This window comes from Plesiomonas sp. (genome assembly GCF_051652165.1).
Lineage (GTDB): Bacteria > Pseudomonadota > Gammaproteobacteria > Enterobacterales > CAMTGL01 > Plesiomonas.
Genome location: NZ_JBOFTR010000016.1, coordinates 76,997 through 93,239 on the forward strand (window position 1 = coordinate 76,997; position 16,243 = coordinate 93,239).

The following is a 16,243-nucleotide window of genomic DNA, read 5'->3' on the forward strand; positions in this document are numbered from 1 at the left end:
AGAGAAAAAAGCACAAAAAACAATATAGACTTGAAGATCTGATTTTAGATAAAACGCGGGTTAAAAAACTCACCCGCATCCATCAAAATACAATATTGAAGATATTAGGCTGCATACCATTTTATTACATAGTGTTACTTTATGATTTAATCAATAGGATATGCAGCATTTTTTAACGCATAAATATTAGTGGCCAGCAAAATCAACCAAATTAAACGTTTTAATCCCCATATTCTCTAAACGTTGCTGACCACCTAAATCTGGTAGATTAATAATAAATGCTGCGTCAGTCACTTCACCACCTAAGCGACGGATCAATTTTGCAGTAGCATCAATAGTTCCACCGGTTGCAAGTAGATCATCAATCACCAACACTTTGTCACCTGGAACAATCGCATCAATATGCATCTCTAATGTATCTGTACCATACTCTAACGCATAGCTCTCTGCGATAACTTCACGCGGCAATTTACCAGGCTTACGTACAGGCACAAAACCAACACCAAGAGCTAAGGCGACTGGTGTACCAAAGAAAAAACCGCGTGCTTCTGTGCCAACCACTTTAGTAAAACCTTGATCGCGGTAATGCTCAACAAGTAAACGTATGCTTGCAGCAAACGCTTCGGGTACTTCCAGCAAACTGGTCACATCGCGGAACAAAATGCCCTGCTTTGGATAATCTACAATTGTTTTAATGCTCTCTTTAACCAGTTGGCGTGCTTGTTCAGTCATCATTTCGTGTCGTCCGCAGTACAAAGGTAATCTGGCAACAATATCGGCAACGTTAAGCATACTCTTTTTATGCCAGTATATTTTCAGGTTTCTATTACTATACAACAAAAAAGAACTACGCTTATTCTGCCTATTGCACAGAGGAAAATCTCAAAAGTGCAGAATTTAGTCAAAGCTGACGTGAAATGCAACGCCTTAAAGTAAATCTTAAACTCAATGCTCATATCTCACGCAGGCCAGCCACGCTTTAATTACATTAAATAAACTTAAAAAAAACGTAACTATATAAAAATCAATAAATCACCCAATGTGAAAACTCAATTAACTTTCCGCCCCGGCTGTTTTGTAACATGATTTTGCAAAACCTTGTGATTTACCTCACATGCGTGTAAACGAGAGTGTCTAAAAAAATTACGCATCTTGCCAGCACAATAATTCATACAGAGGTTAACGTGTCGATCACTGAATCACTCAAACAACCCAAATCATTTTATCTCATCTTTTCGGTCGAATTGTGGGAGCGTTTCGGTTTTTACGGGCTACAGGGCATTCTTGCTGTTTACTTGGTTCAAGAGTTAAAACTACCTGAAACCCACTCATTTGCACTGTTTTCCTCTTTTATTGCACTGGTTTATGGATTGGTTGCTGTTGGTGGTTGGTTAGGAGATAAAGTTCTTGGAACAAAACGCCTGATTATTTTAGGCGCTATTACACTCGTGGTGGGTTACGCCATGATTGCTTTTTCAACCACCCACATTACGTGGATTTACCTCGGTATGGGAACCATTGCTGTGGGTAATGGGTTATTTAAAGCAAACCCCTCTTCCCTGCTCTCTAAATGCTATGACAAAGATGATCCTCGACTTGATGGCGCATTTACGCTCTATTATATGTCGATTAATATCGGCTCATTTATCTCTATGCTGGCGACACCGTATTTAGCCAACCGTTATGGCTGGAACGTCGCCTTTTCACTGAGTGTGCTAGGGTTATTAATTACTATCATCAACTTTTTGATGATGAAAGGCTGGGTCAAAGAGTATGGTTCGAAACCTGATTTCAAGCCTATTGATCGTCGTAATCTTTTACTCGTCGTAATAGGTACTGTTGTTGCCTCATTAGTATCCAGCTGGGTTTTAGAACATATTTTAATTGCCCATATTGCGCTGGCATTGGTCTCAATGGGAATTGTATTTATCTTTATCCGTGAAACCTTTGCACTGAAAAATACTGCGCGCCGTAAAATGATTGTTGCTTTTGTGCTGATGCTAGAAGCTGTTATTTTCTTTGTGCTATATAGCCAAATGCCACTCTCGCTCAATTTCTTTGCTATCCATAACACAGTGCATAGCTTGTTTGGTATTCCAGTTGAACCAGAACAGTTTCAGTCACTTAACCCATTCTGGATTATGGTTGCCAGCCCTATTTTGGCGATTATTTATCACCGTATGGGTGATAAACTGCCGATGCCGCATAAATTTGCCATCGGCATGGTGCTCTGCTCTGGGGCATTTTTAATTTTATATCTCAGCACCCGCTATGCTAACGCAGCAGGGTTAGTTTCAGCTAACTGGCTGATTTTAAGTTATTTCCTGCAAAGTGTGGGGGAGCTGCTAATTTCAGGGTTAGGCCTTGCCATGGTTGCTCAGCTTGTACCTCAACGCTTGATGGGTTTTATCATGGGAGCATGGTTCTTAACGTCTGCCGGCGCATCTGTTATTGCAGGGTATGTTGCTAGTTTAACGGCAACACCCGGTGACGTAAAAGATCCGTTAGTTTCACTGAATATTTATGGTCATGTCTTTTTACAAATTGGTATTGCGACAGCTGTCATTGCTGTATTGATGATTGCAACAGCACCATTACTCTACCGAATGACACAAGAACACTCAGCATAACTAAACTAAACCGAAAAGAGGCGCAATGTTGAGTAAGCGTCTCTTTTCGGTTTATGTCTTTTTTACCTGTCTCTGTATTATTTTACCCGTTTGACTTCGCTATTTTTATCGTTATCTTTACATTTGTTCATGAGTAACATGGCTCGCTATATACTTTACTTTGGCATACCGACTGGTATCCGCCAAAGTAAATACAAAATAACCATGCACAACAACACAAGAATTATTTTAACCACATTCAGTGATACAAACCCTATCGATACAGCAAAACTGCATAAAACAAAACAGATTGCGCGTAATTTAGCTGCTTTAGGAATCGTTCTATTGTGTTGCCACTGTTGCAATAACACGGCAAACGGCGAACGGTACATTAACCAATCATGGCAACGTGGCGAAGAGCGCGCAAAACAAGCAAGTGCTAATAATAAAAAAGGGGTTGTCGGCAATAAGGGTAAAATAACCCCAATAACACCCAATATCACAGCCAAACACCCCGTGGCTATATAAAACCAACGCATATATCCTCACCTATATTTACACCCTGAGCTTGAGGATATTCATCATGCCGCCATATTGTTCAGTATCAATGACAAGATACTAAAAATTTCTTTTCCTGCTGATAAATCATTAAGGGTGTAGCGTGAATACGTGTAACCAACCAAACCATGCGGGCAATAACGGAATACAAAAAACCAGTAAAAACAGTAGGATACATCCTATATTTAGTGGATCTTTAAAATCACTGTCCATGTGTGCTCCTCATTGGTTTATCTCATCACGATGACTTAACTTACGGTGCTAAATAAATATCGACATAACAGACACATATACTACTTGCCTATTTAATGCCAAAAAGAAAATTACAACAACTGACAAACAGTAAGGATATTGCAAATAATAACTTTTCGTACACAATAAAAAAGCCGGTATAAATACCGGCTTTTTAACATACTAAGTACAACGCTACATTAGAAGTAAACGCGGAAACCCAGACCGATACGATCTTCGTTCTTTATTTCGTCGGTTGGCTTAACGTATTTATAGTCATCATGTGCATATTCTAAGAAAGTCACAACGTTCTTAGAGTAAGCATAGTCAACACCAAGAACATATTGATCATGGCGATTCAAATCAGCATAGTCGGTGTAATCACGGCCAAAGTAACCTGCATACACTTTAGATTGTTCAATAATTTGGTATTTCACACCCACACCAAGCAGGTCAGATTTAGCAGTTGCCTTTGTAGAGTTATAGTCTAGTTTAGCCTGACCATAATCCAATCCGATAGTAAAATCATTAATTTCGTACTGAGTACCAATACCCCAAATATCTGCATCAGCTGCATTCTGTAATACACCGATTAAGTCTTTGCCACCGTTTGACTTACCATGGCCATAACCTGCGTTAAATGTCAGACCAAAATCAGAAGTGTAAAATGCAGCCAAGGTATATGCACTATCAATATGGTTATAGGCTTCACCCGTCTGCATGGTATAAGAACCCGCAGCTTTAAAGCCATTAAATTCCGCAGACTCTACTTTCACAGAGTTAGAGGTACGTGCAAAGAACGTATTTTTATGGCCAAACGGACCACCGTCTTTACTTGATGCGATTTTACCAAAGTCCATAACACCACCGTAGGTATAGGTGTAGTCAGACAGTGCAACATCATCAAACGGTGCCGTAATACGGCCAGCAGTCAGTGTACCAACACCATCTAAAGACAGACCCGCATATGCTAAACGGTTTTTAATTGGCGAATCACCTGAGCTCTCTTGTTTTTGAGTATCGTAACCCATTTCGATATAGCCAATCCCACTCAGGCCATTACCCAAATTGTGATTGATACCCAAACCAATACGCGAACCATCATCACCAAGATTGGCATCACGATGACTTCCCTCTTCAGCCAACAGGCGAATAGAACCTTTCAGGTCAATTGAGGTATCGTCATTTTTATATACCGTTGCTGCGTTTGTTACGCCAGCAGCCAACAGAGCAGGTACTGCTAATGCTAAAATCGTCTTTTTCATAATATTTAATCCACTGCCTTTTCTTTGGTTAGTTTTTATATCTAAATGCGGTATTTTTTACCGTCGCTAAAGTTTCCCTGTCGCTTACTCTAAGGCTAAACAAGCAACTTTATGTTGATTCGCGGCTAATGCTGACAGAAAGGATTTTTCATGTCAAACACTGGCAAAAAACAACAAATTCCCATTATTTTTCATGCAGATAAGATAATAACAGCACTTAAATAACTCCATTTTTCACACAAAAAATCCTTTTTTTTTGAACTTAATCAGAAATCTTTAATGCAAAATTATTCACTATATATTCATAAAAAACAGCATAAATCAGATTTTAACCTTGAAAAATGCCGTTACAATCAATTTTATATGCTACTTATTCATTTTTTAAACCGTAAAATAGCCCATTAATAGCACAGGTGAATCAATCGTGAGATGCTTCACATATTCATTCAAAAGTAGAGCTATTCCCAAAAATTTATCCGTATGCAACAAGCCGCCTACTTTAATTAGCGTGATGCATCTCACTTTTTGGTAGAATTGCACCACGAGTAACGGAGTGTCTTAATGCTAAATTCAGAAACCAAAACAACGATTCGTAATGTGTACCGAGCACTTTCAGATGCATTACCTGGCTTTAAACCACGCCATGGGCAACTTAAATTAATTGCTGAAATTGCAAAAACACTGGCAGGTGAACATGCACCAAAACCGCGAATTTTAGTTGCAGAAGCTGCCACAGGAATTGGTAAATCTCTGGCTTATCTGGTTTCAGCCATTCCCTACGCACAAGCAAATAATAAAAAATTGGTTATCTCTACAGCCACTGTTGCACTACAAGAACAATTAATTCACAAAGATTTACCCTTTTATGCTACATACAGTAAGTTACCGTTTCATTACACTTTAGCAAAAGGTCGAGGTCGGTATTGTTGCGCACATAAGGTAGCGCACAGCGTGGCAGACGACGGGCAACTAGCATTGTGGGAAAACCCACCACAAGCAGAAGATCTGGCGATCATCAGCCAAATGAACATTGCCCTACAAGATGGGTCGTGGAGTGGTGATCGTGATAGTTGGCCTACACCCGTGCCAGATCAGCTTTGGCAACAAGTCGTTTCGGAACGGCATCACTGTAATGCATCACTTTCACAGCATCGCCAATGCCCCTTTCAGCGCGCACGCTCTGATTTACTCACCCATGATGTGATTGTGACCAACCACAGTTTGTTGATGGCCGATTTAGATCTTGGAGGCGGTGTAATTTTACCTGATACTGAAAATACTCTATTTGTTATTGATGAAGCACACCATCTGCCTGATGTCGCTCGTGAGTTTTTTGCTGTACACCTGCCAGTACGCCAAAGCGGAAGCTGGGTTGAAAAACTCAATCAACATGTTGGTAAGTTACTGACTATTCTGACCACTGCGCGGGCACAAGAGTTGGTAAATCGCCTACGTTCAGCTCTTATAGAGATAATCCCTGCATTACGGCAGTTAATGCAGATTATTGAACAAGCAGAAAGCCAGTTTAATGCTGAAGGTATTTGGCGTTTTCCTTTAGGTGAAGTGCCAGAAGGGTTGCAACCACTCTTTAGTGATTTAAAAATACAGTGCAAAAAAGCAAATCAAACACTGGGGATTTTGCTCGATCAAGCGGCTGAACTGGTACGCAATGATGCCTCATTAAGCCCTCGTGTTGAGCCTTTGTTGGCTGAGTTCTCGCCATATATTGAGCGCATGACACAGCTTGACCGCTGTTGGACAGGAATGAGCAAAGAGGATCACCCTGCTGATGCACCATTTGCTCGCTGGATAGCTATAGATGCTGAATCACACGATATGATTGTGGCAGTATCCCCACTCGAAAGTGGTGGTAAATTAGATGTCTTACTTTGGAGCCGGTGTGCAGGTGCGGTGCTGTGTTCAGCTACATTACGTGCATTAGGAAAATTTGACTATTTTTGTCGGCAAGCTGGTCTTGGCAAAGCCCATGAAATAGCACACCTAAGCTTGCAATCACCATTTGATTACAAGAACAACAGTGTGCTTCTGATCCCTAATCTAAAAATAGACCCTGCTGATGATCAGTATACTGATACACTGATCACTGAATTACCGACCTATCTGGCTAATCAGCAAGCCAGTTTAATTTTATTTGCTTCATATTGGCAGATGAATCGAGTGGCAGAAGGTCTGCGAGCACAGGGGTTTAGTCTGCTGGTTCAAGGTGAGGCTTCGCGTGATGCGCTGCTGACTCTACATAAAATGCAGTGTGATGGAAAAAAAACTAGCATTTTACTGGGAACAGGCAGTTTTTCTGAAGGGCTTGATTTACCTGGTGATTATCTCACTAACTTAATTATTACTAAATTGCCTTTTGCAGTGCCTACATCCCCTTTAGAGCAAGCTTATGCTGAATATATTACGCACAAAGGGGGCAACCCGTTTTTGCAAATTACCGTACCAGAAGCAAGCCGCAAGTTGATACAGTCTGTTGGGCGGTTGATCCGAACTGAAGATGATCAGGGGCGGGTTGTACTGCTTGATAGGCGTGTGATTACCCGCCGTTATGGAAAAGCGCTGCTTGATGCGCTGCCCCCTTTTCACCGCCATGTAGAATATTAATCGGGTAAAGTATGTCAATTACCGCACGTTTTAGACAAGCACTAACACAGCTTGAAGAGTTAGCCATTACCGCAGATAAAACGCTACCTAATGCCCCACGTTTTGCTCAAACGTTATTTAAATGCTACAGCCCACGTTTAACTGACTGCGTAAAGGAGCTTGCCGTTAACCTTGATCAACTTGATCATGCTAAAACTGCTGCACAAGTAGCATTTTTAGCTGACATTGTAACTGCACAATTTACTGCATTGCAGCGTGAGATCTCTACACAAACCCTTCGCCAGCAAGAACGTGTGCATACAAAACCTGCACACAACCGTAAAAACTATGCAGAGGTATATGATGAGTTTACCAAACATCAAGAATATGAACGCCGTTTAACGGAGATGATTCGTATTAAAGAGTCAAATTTAAATCGCTGCGAAACACTTGCACAACAACGAACATTACAGCAAGAAATTGCTGCTTATGAAGGACGATTACAACGTTGTAAATCTGCATTACAAAAAATAGAACGCCGTATAGAGCAGCAAGATAGTCGCTTACCGCGTTAAAAATTTCCTACACTACGTTGCTTGTTACCCTACGCTTATTTCAGCAATAGACAAGAATTTTATCAATATTATGCTTGCTATCAATGCAGAGACACTATACTTATTAGGGTAACTCTTTCTTTTATGAGGCAAATAAAATGGGTATTTTTTCTTGGATTATTCTAGGCTTAGTCGTTGGTGTGTTGGCAAAATGGATTATGCCAGGAAATGATGAAGGCGGTTTTATTGTTACTGTTATCTTAGGTATTGTAGGTGCAGTAATTGGTGGATATGTTAGTCAGTTACTGGGTATTGCCACTATTACCGGCTTTAACATTAAAAGCCTAATTTTCTCAATTATTGGCTCTTTAATTGTACTTTTTGTCTATCGAAAAATTAAAAGCTAAACCGTAAAGGCTCAACAACTTAATCAGTGTACACTCTATAAAAATGATTAAAGTTTATCCAAAATAGGAAGTATGATGAGCCTTGAACAAGCATCACCTGAAATAAAACTAGCTGTTGATCTTATCTATTTGCTGGAAATTAATAATGTTTCACCTCAAATTGCACTAAGTGCACTTGAGATTGTAAAACAAGATATGCAGTATAAATGTGCTACACAAATAACGACTCTACCACCTGTAGACGCAGAACCCGTAGTACAACCATAATGCTATAATTTGCAGCCATATTGATCAATATTCTTAGCGAAAAAACATAAGGGGCGAAATCTTTATTGATTTCGCCCCCTTTTTTTTACCCTAACACTTATTCAGCTAATTTAGGTGGAAATACTTGTGTTGTTGAGTGTACCTTTACTTCTTCTTCCGTTGGCTTATTTAGGTTTTTAACATAAATATCCATCTGATTAAACGCAATTTCAATGTTGTTATCACGGAAAAGTTGGTCAATACGGCGATTCAATTCATCAACAGTAAAGCTACGATCTCGCAATTCACGAACATAAACACGCAACTCATGATCTAATGTACTTGCACCAAAAGTTAAGAAAAACACAAGTGGTTCAGGATCTTGCATTACTCGATCATTCTCATATGCTGCCTGTAATAACAACTTACGAGTAAGTTCTAAATCAGAACCATATGCTACACCCACGCGAATTAATACGCGGGTGACAGTGTCAGTTAATGACCAGTTTTGTAACCGCTCAACCACGAAGTTTTTGTTCGGGATAATGACCTCTTTACGGTCAAAATCAGTTACTGTTGTAGCACGAATACGAATTTTACTGACTGTACCGGTAAAATTACCAATTGTAATGGTATCACCAATACGAATCGGGCGTTCAAATAGCAAAATCAAACCCGCGACAAAGTTTGCAAAGATCTCTTGCAAACCAAAACCCAGGCCAACAGAGAGACCTGTTGCAATCCACTGCAATTTATCCCACGACATACCTACGGCTGAAAGTGAAAGCATAACACCAAGCGCGGTAATTACGTATGAAAGCATCGTTGTAATTGCATACGATGCCCCCTGCCCCAGTTGGAGTTTTGATAACACTAAAACTTCGAGCAAACCAGGCAAGTTGCGTGTAAGCACATAAGCGACTACAGCAAACACAATAGCCATGAGTAGATCACGTAACGTCACTGCATGAGTAATATTATCTGTTGCGTTAGTACTAACCCACAACGTAATACTATCAAGATAAGAAATTACCGTAACTAAATCAGACCAAAGCCAGTAAAATGCTCCTAAGAATACCAAAAACAGTAACATGTTAGATAAACGCAATGACTGCTGGTTAATTTGCTCCAGAGCCATAGGCTGTTCATCAATAATTTCCCCACCTTCTGCGTTTTCATGCGCTTTTTGCTGACGACGAGCCATTGCACGACGATAGGCTAAACGACGAGCAGCTACGGCCAAACCACGTAACGCGGTTTCATGGATAACCCACCAGAGCATGACTAAATAGAAACTATCAATAAGCTTGGCAGTGAGCTTAAGCGAAGTGTAATAGTAACCAAGCACAACTAATGCAATAAGTGCCACAGGTGCAAGCATGATAGCGAACATGACAAACAAACGTAGCAAACTATTTCCATTCTCATCAATACGAGAACGAGAAATAGGGTAAATCAAAAACACCATCACAATGAGCATTGAAATAGTAATAACTTGCCCAATTGCATCATCAGCTAAACTCGAAGGGTCAAGCTCCCCTATCGTAGAAACTAAAATTAATGGTACAACCGCCATCGCAATATAGTGCAATGAGCGGCGGAAATGGTTGATGTCAGACTCTTTACGGTTGAAGTGTGTTTCGGCAATACCACCCGGTTGTAACACCTTCGCCAACATACCAAACGCCTGATAAGCCAATGCAAAACGCAAAGTCAAATGCCAAATGATAATTGGGCTACTTAAATTACTAAAAATAAATAACATACCGAAACTGATTACAAGGAGTGTGCCCGGTAATATTTGCAGCATGGTAAGCAAAAGAGCTTTTAGTGTGTGCAACTGCGAATCACGGCGCAATTGACCAATATCAGACTCTATTGATTGTAAATGCTTTGTCAGATCTTTACGTCGCCAAATAATTAAACTGGCCAACATTAACAATGGAATAATAACAAACAGAAGTTTGAGCTCTTGTCCGACCCAATTGGTAAGGTGAATATCACTAATAATCTCTTGTGTTTGATAAAACATGGCTGCAGGCAAACCCCAAACCCATGCTAAATCCAGCGGTTTATTACTTGTAACCCAAAAGATTTGTTGCTGTAATGTATTTTGAAGACTGCTATTAACACGCTGTAATTGCTGTTGATTAAGTTGTAAATTAATCGACATATTAAGTTGGTTGCCCAACTGCTTATTAAATTGATCTAATAACTCTTTACGCGCATCTAGAACTTGCATTAACGCTTTACGTACAGGTTCTGATAGTGGTGTATTGCCATTTTGAGTTGCAAGTTGATCAATATATTGATTAGGTTGATACAACTCATCGCGCTGACGATTTACCTCAAATTGCTCTAAACGTAAATCAGCAATACGTTCTTCTAGATTGCGGGCCAAATTTGCATCAGGCAACATTTGGCGCTGTTGATACAAAATACGCGATAATAACAAACTACCTTTTAATACGGAGATCTGCTCATTTAGGTTACGCTCAGTTTGTGTCACGCTATCAAGCCAGTTTTTTACCTTGGTGTTCTCTTGCACCATAGTATTTACTTGTTGTGTTGCATTAATCAAATTCTGGCTTATCTGATGATTCTTATTAAGCTCTTTAACGACGAGCGGGTTTAAATCCTGTTCTGAGGCATGCTCTGAACCACTGACATCAGTCACCATTTTTTCTGACTGTGTCAGGTTATTTTGGTTAATTTGTTGCTGCAACAATTGTGATAACTGCTCATATTGATTCAATTGTGCAGTAAAAATATCACGTTGTTTTTGAGCGATGTCTTGCAGAGTTGTATTACTGTCTAACTCTTTTTGTCGACGTTCAATTTGTGTATTTAATAAAACAATCTCTGTATTTAACAACTGCTTGTGCTCTGCTGTTAAACTATCTTGATCAGCTGATACCCCATTTAGGATATTGCGAATATCTTGAATACGTACATAAGCTTTACTCATTGCCGCTTGTGCACGCTCAGGCAGTGTTTGCATTGAGATCAGTTGGCTACTTACTGCCGAAAGCTGCTCTTGTGTTTTTTGTGTATTCGCTTGTGTATCACTGAGTTTTTTCTCTAACTCAGCTAAACTCAACTGCTTAAACTCTTTGTCTAGGCTGGTTTTATCTAAACCATTACGCAGCGTATTCGCTTGATCTTGCAACTGACGTAACAGTGCAGGTGCTTTATCATACTGCTGTTGAATTTCACGAATCTTGCTTTTCTCTTTATCAATTGTATCAAGAAAGCCAATCGTTTGCTCAAGATCACCCTTTTGTGTTGTTTGAGTTGGCGATAATTTATCCTTTTTTGCCAACCCATCTAACTGAACTTGTAGCTCTTCTGTTTGCGGTAACTCAAATGAACCCCCACCGATACTCGGTGCAGCGATAACTGAATGACCAAAGAAAAGGGAAAAAACCAATAATACAGAGAGCAATGCAGCTCTGTTAATACGAGAAGATACACACAACATCGAGGCCATAGCGTCCTAAAACGAGTAAAAAAAGAGCAATCGAATAAAAGAATAGAATAACAGACCTATACATTTTCCCACAGCAAAATGCATCTATTCTACATCAAGAAATTCATATAAAAGGGATGAAAAAAGAAGCAACTGAAGAGATTTAACACATAATCAAAAGAGATATTTATCTTATTATGCCATTTAGCTAAATCTCTTCTAGAATAAATAGTCAATATGTCAAGTAAAAAAATCGACTTAATTGCTATTTAATCACCTCTAACTGACACATTAAGTTACGCTTTTGTTGCATTAGAAATAATGTTAAAAATCAAAACGATAATAGTAAAAATCACACAAAAAAATAGCTCCATATTCTGCTAAGATTAATTACGATAATTAATACTTGTGTTGAACATCACAAATCCGTTTTATATGCATCTTTCCAATTGTAATTACGCTGTTTAAGAGGAGTGCCCATAAGCCATGCACGACGTTAATGAAACCAAAGAAGAACCGGCTCCAGGGCTAAAACGTGAATTAAAAGCACGCCACTTAACGATGATCGCTATCGGTGGGGCTATTGGCACTGGATTATTTGTTGCCTCAGGCGCAACAGTTGCCCAAGCAGGCCCTGGCGGTGCACTGGTTGCTTATGCCGTTATAGGTCTGATGGTCTATTTTGTGATGACCAGCTTAGGTGAGATGGCCGCTTATATGCCGGTTTCTGGTTCGTTTTCGACGTACGGTAATGCGTTTGTCTCTCCGGCTGTGGGTTTTGCATTAGGTTGGAACTATTGGTACAACTGGGCAATTACGATTGCCGTTGAATTAACAGCCTCTTCTATCGTAATGGCTTACTGGTTTCCAAGTATTCCCGGAACCGTATGGAGTGGGCTCTTTTTAGCCATTATTTTTGCGCTGAACTTCTTTTCCGTAAAAGGATTTGGAGAGGGTGAATATTGGTTCTCAATGGTTAAAGTGATCACTGTACTGATTTTTATCATTGTCGGCGTGATGATGATTTTTGGGATCATTAACGATACCGCCAATATTCATGCAGGATGGTCAACTTTTACTATGGGCGATGCACCTTTTGCAGGCGGTATCCCTGCCATTATTGGTGTAGCAATGATTGCTGGATTCTCATTCCAAGGCACTGAACTTGTTGGTGTAGCCGCCGGTGAATCAGATAATCCGAGCCGTAATATTCCCCGTGCTATTAAACAGATTTTTTGGCGAATCTTACTCTTTTATGTGCTTGCTATTTTTCTGATTGGTTGTCTTATTCCTTATACAAACCCTGCTCTGCTGCAAAATAATGTGCAAGATGTAGGAGTGAGCCCATTTACACTTGTTTTCCAAAATGCGGGTTTAGCTTTTGCAGCAAGTGTTATGAATGCGGTTATTTTAACAGCAATTTTATCTGCGGGTAACTCAGGCATGTATGCTTCAACGCGCATGCTTTACAACATGGCTTTAAGTGGTATGGCACCGAAATTTTTCGGTAAACTCACACCTTCTGGTGTGCCCCGCAATGCCCTGTATGCCACCACAGCAATTGCAGCGTTATGCTTTTTAAGCTCACTGTTTGGTGATAAAACCGTGTATCTGTGGCTATTAAATATCTCAGGTATGAGTGGTTTTATTGCATGGCTGGGTATTTCTCTTTGCCATTACCGTTTCCGTAAAGGTTTTCTGGCACAAGGCCACTCACTTGATGAACTGCCTTACCGTGCAAAATTATTCCCTTTTGGGCCATTATTTGCCCTAGCACTGTGCTTATTTGTGACTTTTGGCCAAGACTATCAGGCTTTTACATCTACTCACCTTGATATACAGAGTTTAGCTGCCACTTATATTGGTATTCCACTCGTTATTTTATTGTGGTTAGGTTATCGCATTAAATTTAAAAGCCGTTTAGTACGCTATGAAGATATGAAATTCCCCGATGCTCAACCTGCAACAACATCTGTACAAGAAACTAAAAAATAACGTTCATTAAGAATAGCCACCATAATAAATACCAGTAAACGTTATATTGTTTGCTGGTATTTTTTTATCCTCAGAAAGTGCTCTCTTTTTTATTGATTTAGCCTAATGTTCAACTGTAAGAGATGTTGCACCAATATAGTGCACTGTATAGTGCACTGTGAGCTCTTTTTCTGCACTAGCCTAGTGCGATTTTGACTCTTTACAGGGCCTTTTGCACCACTCCTTTTTGACTCATCATCACAATACCTCATACTCCCTCAGTAGAGCTCAACACAAAAATAAATTAAACTATTTTTAACAATTTATTAATTTATGGCATGTATTATGCGTATATCAACGTAATCAGGTTATCTTGTGTATATCAAAGGAACACTATGAAACTTATTACGGTGATTATAAAACCCTTCAAACTCGAAGATGTACGAGAAGCACTTTCACAATTAGGTGTACAAGGGTTAACAATCAGTGAAGTCAAAGGGTTTGGCCGTCAAAAGGGTCATACAGAGCTTTATCGCGGTACTGAGTATGTGGTGAATTTTTTGCCCAAAGTAAAAATTGAGATCGCAATTTCTGATGATCAACTTGAAGAGGTCATCGATGCGATACAAAAATCGGCTTACACCGGAAAAATTGGTGATGGCAAAATTTTTGTCTGCGAGCTCAGTCAGGTAATTCGGATCAGAACCGGTGAAACGGATGATTCTGCACTGTAACAGCGCGGTAAGACCCGATATTGATCACCCTTATCAGGATGCAGCACGGCATTTATATCATTTAGACGTTATACCGTTTCAGAGGCTGTACCGTTCAAGGAGCAACATCATGCAAGGAGCTATATTGTGAAAAAAATTCCCTATGCTGAAGAGAGGCCTGCCATGACACGCTCTTTATTCACTGTTTTTACGGCCCTGTTCGGCCTACTACTGACTCTATCATCAGCCTATGCCGAAGGTGTTGCCCCCGCACCAGCAATTAATAAGGCTGACGACACATGGCTACTGATCTGTAGTGCGTTGGTGATCTTGATGTCAATTCCCGGATTGGCACTCTTTTACGGCGGGTTAGTACGTTCAAAAAATATGCTTTCCGTGCTTGCGCAGGTGTTCACTGTCTTTGCTCTGATCTCTGTTTTATGGATAGTCTACGGCTACTCCATCGCCTTCACCGAAGGCAATGCCATTATCGGGTCATTCGATAAAGTACTGCTTAAAGGTGTGACACCAGACTCAATTGCGGCCACCTTCTCAAAAGGTGTCGGGGTACATGAACTGGTTTATGTCATCTTTCAGGGGGCATTTGCAGCAATTACCTGTAGCTTGATTGTCGGTGCGTTTGCCGAGCGGATGAAGTTCTCTGCAGTGCTGCTGTTTTGTGTCATCTGGTTTAGCTTATCGTATCTGCCAATGGCACATATGGTTTGGTATTGGGCTGGCCCTGACGCATATACCAGCGCAGAAGCGGCCAGTGCTGCTACCGAAACAGCGGGTTACTTATTCCGCCACGGCGCACTTGATTTTGCTGGCGGCACTGTTGTACATATCAATGCCGCAGTTGCAGGATTAGTAGGGGCCTATATGGTGGGCCGCCGTGTTGGATTTGGCCGTGAGGCGATGAAACCACACAGCCTAACCATGACCATGATTGGCGCTGCACTACTCTGGTTTGGTTGGTTTGGCTTTAATGCTGGATCAGCCCTTGAAGCCAACGGTACAGCAGCTCTGGCATTCGTTAATACATGGAGTGCCGCGTCTGCCGCCACACTCACATGGTTGTTTGCTGAGTGGCTGATTAAAGGCAAACCTTCGCTGCTAGGTGCAGTGTCTGGCGCTGTTTCGGGGCTGGTTGCCATTACACCGGCTTGTGGTTTTGTCGGGATCGGCGGCGGATTAGCTATCGGTCTACTCGCCGGATTAGCGGGCTACTGGGGTGTTCATATGCTTAAACGCTGGCTCAGTGCCGATGATGCCCTTGATGTTTTCGGAGTACACGGTGTTTGCGGTATTCTGGGCGCAATTTTGACCGGCGTGTTCGCTGACCCGGCTTTGGGGGGAACAGGCGTATGGGACTATGTCACCAACAGCGTAGCCGTCTACTCAATGTGGGAACAGGTGAAGATTCAGGCACTGGGTGTGGGGATCACAATCCTTTGGTCAGGCGTTGTTGCCCTTATCTGCTACAAGCTGGTTGATATGATTATTGGCTTACGTGTGCCGGAAGAGGATGAGCGTATCGGGCTGGATGTGACCACGCACGGTGAGAATGCTTATAATCAATAATGTGTAATTTATCTCTTCTAACCTGATATCAG

At 40.8% G+C, this 16,243-nt stretch carries 13 protein-coding genes; 8 read left to right on the forward strand and 5 right to left on the reverse strand.

All coding sequences use genetic code 11. The annotated features are described in order from the left end of the window. Positions 1 to 186: 186 nt before the first annotated feature. Positions 187 to 732, reverse strand: coding sequence for an adenine phosphoribosyltransferase (apt, locus tag ACRC53_RS09970; RefSeq protein ID WP_438643635.1), 546 nt, complete (start codon positions 730 to 732; stop codon positions 187 to 189). Between the two features lie 452 nt (positions 733 to 1,184). Here apt and dtpA point away from each other — a divergent pair, with 452 nt between their 5' ends. Further along, complete coding sequence (gene dtpA / locus ACRC53_RS09975; protein ID WP_438643281.1) at positions 1,185 to 2,630, forward strand: dipeptide/tripeptide permease DtpA; 1,446 nt, start codon at positions 1,185 to 1,187, stop codon at positions 2,628 to 2,630. A 155-nt stretch (positions 2,631 to 2,785) separates the two neighbouring features. On the opposite strand, the gene ACRC53_RS09980 is transcribed toward dtpA, so the two are convergent. The 3 genes from ACRC53_RS09980 to ACRC53_RS09990 form a co-directional block, all read right to left on the reverse strand. Beyond that, a complete protein-coding gene (locus ACRC53_RS09980) occupies positions 2,786 to 3,148 on the reverse strand; it encodes a DUF454 family protein (RefSeq protein WP_438643282.1) in 363 nt (120 codons plus the stop codon). Positions 3,149 to 3,257: 109 nt separating this feature from the next. Next, complete coding sequence (locus tag ACRC53_RS09985) at positions 3,258 to 3,380, reverse strand: hypothetical protein (RefSeq protein ID WP_438643283.1); 123 nt, start codon at positions 3,378 to 3,380, stop codon at positions 3,258 to 3,260. Between the two features lie 218 nt (positions 3,381 to 3,598). Then, on the reverse strand, positions 3,599 to 4,663 hold the full coding sequence (locus ACRC53_RS09990; protein ID WP_438643284.1) for a porin: 1,065 nt from the start codon (positions 4,661 to 4,663) through the stop codon (positions 3,599 to 3,601). 561 nt (positions 4,664 to 5,224) lie between these two features. On the opposite strand from ACRC53_RS09990, the gene dinG reads away from it, so the two are divergent. The 4 genes from dinG (at position 5,225) to rsmS (ending at position 8,492) form a co-directional block, all read left to right on the forward strand. Next, the gene (gene dinG, locus ACRC53_RS09995; RefSeq protein ID WP_438643285.1) at positions 5,225 to 7,285 is read left to right on the forward strand and encodes an ATP-dependent DNA helicase DinG; all 2,061 of its coding nucleotides are present in this window, start codon (positions 5,225 to 5,227) and stop codon (positions 7,283 to 7,285) included. 11 nt (positions 7,286 to 7,296) lie between these two features. Further along, the gene (priC, locus tag ACRC53_RS10000) at positions 7,297 to 7,839 is read left to right on the forward strand and encodes a primosomal replication protein PriC (RefSeq protein WP_438643286.1); all 543 of its coding nucleotides are present in this window, start codon (positions 7,297 to 7,299) and stop codon (positions 7,837 to 7,839) included. A gap of 137 nt (positions 7,840 to 7,976) precedes the next feature. Next, positions 7,977 to 8,225 (forward strand): GlsB/YeaQ/YmgE family stress response membrane protein, encoded by a 249-nt coding sequence (locus ACRC53_RS10005; protein WP_438643287.1) that lies wholly within the window; start codon positions 7,977 to 7,979, stop codon positions 8,223 to 8,225. Positions 8,226 to 8,300: 75 nt separating this feature from the next. Then, positions 8,301 to 8,492, forward strand: a complete 192-nt coding sequence (gene rsmS, locus ACRC53_RS10010) for a pleiotropic regulatory protein RsmS (RefSeq protein ID WP_438643288.1) — start codon at positions 8,301 to 8,303, stop codon at positions 8,490 to 8,492. 97 nt (positions 8,493 to 8,589) lie between these two features. Here rsmS and mscK read toward each other — a convergent pair whose 3' ends face one another. Further along, positions 8,590 to 11,961 (reverse strand): mechanosensitive channel MscK, encoded by a 3,372-nt coding sequence (gene mscK, locus ACRC53_RS10015; RefSeq protein ID WP_438643289.1) that lies wholly within the window; start codon positions 11,959 to 11,961, stop codon positions 8,590 to 8,592. 465 nt (positions 11,962 to 12,426) lie between these two features. Between mscK and ACRC53_RS10020 the strand changes: the two genes are divergently transcribed. The 3 genes from ACRC53_RS10020 to amt all read left to right on the forward strand — a co-directional run bounded on the left by ACRC53_RS10020 (position 12,427) and on the right by amt (position 16,211). Continuing rightward, positions 12,427 to 13,935 (forward strand): amino acid permease, encoded by a 1,509-nt coding sequence (locus tag ACRC53_RS10020; RefSeq protein ID WP_438643290.1) that lies wholly within the window; start codon positions 12,427 to 12,429, stop codon positions 13,933 to 13,935. Between the two features lie 374 nt (positions 13,936 to 14,309). Further along, positions 14,310 to 14,648, forward strand: a complete 339-nt coding sequence (glnK, locus tag ACRC53_RS10025; protein ID WP_438643291.1) for a P-II family nitrogen regulator — start codon at positions 14,310 to 14,312, stop codon at positions 14,646 to 14,648. A 162-nt stretch (positions 14,649 to 14,810) separates the two neighbouring features. Continuing rightward, the gene (amt, locus tag ACRC53_RS10030; RefSeq protein ID WP_438643636.1) at positions 14,811 to 16,211 is read left to right on the forward strand and encodes an ammonium transporter; all 1,401 of its coding nucleotides are present in this window, start codon (positions 14,811 to 14,813) and stop codon (positions 16,209 to 16,211) included. The last annotated feature ends 32 nt before the right edge of the window (positions 16,212 to 16,243 follow it).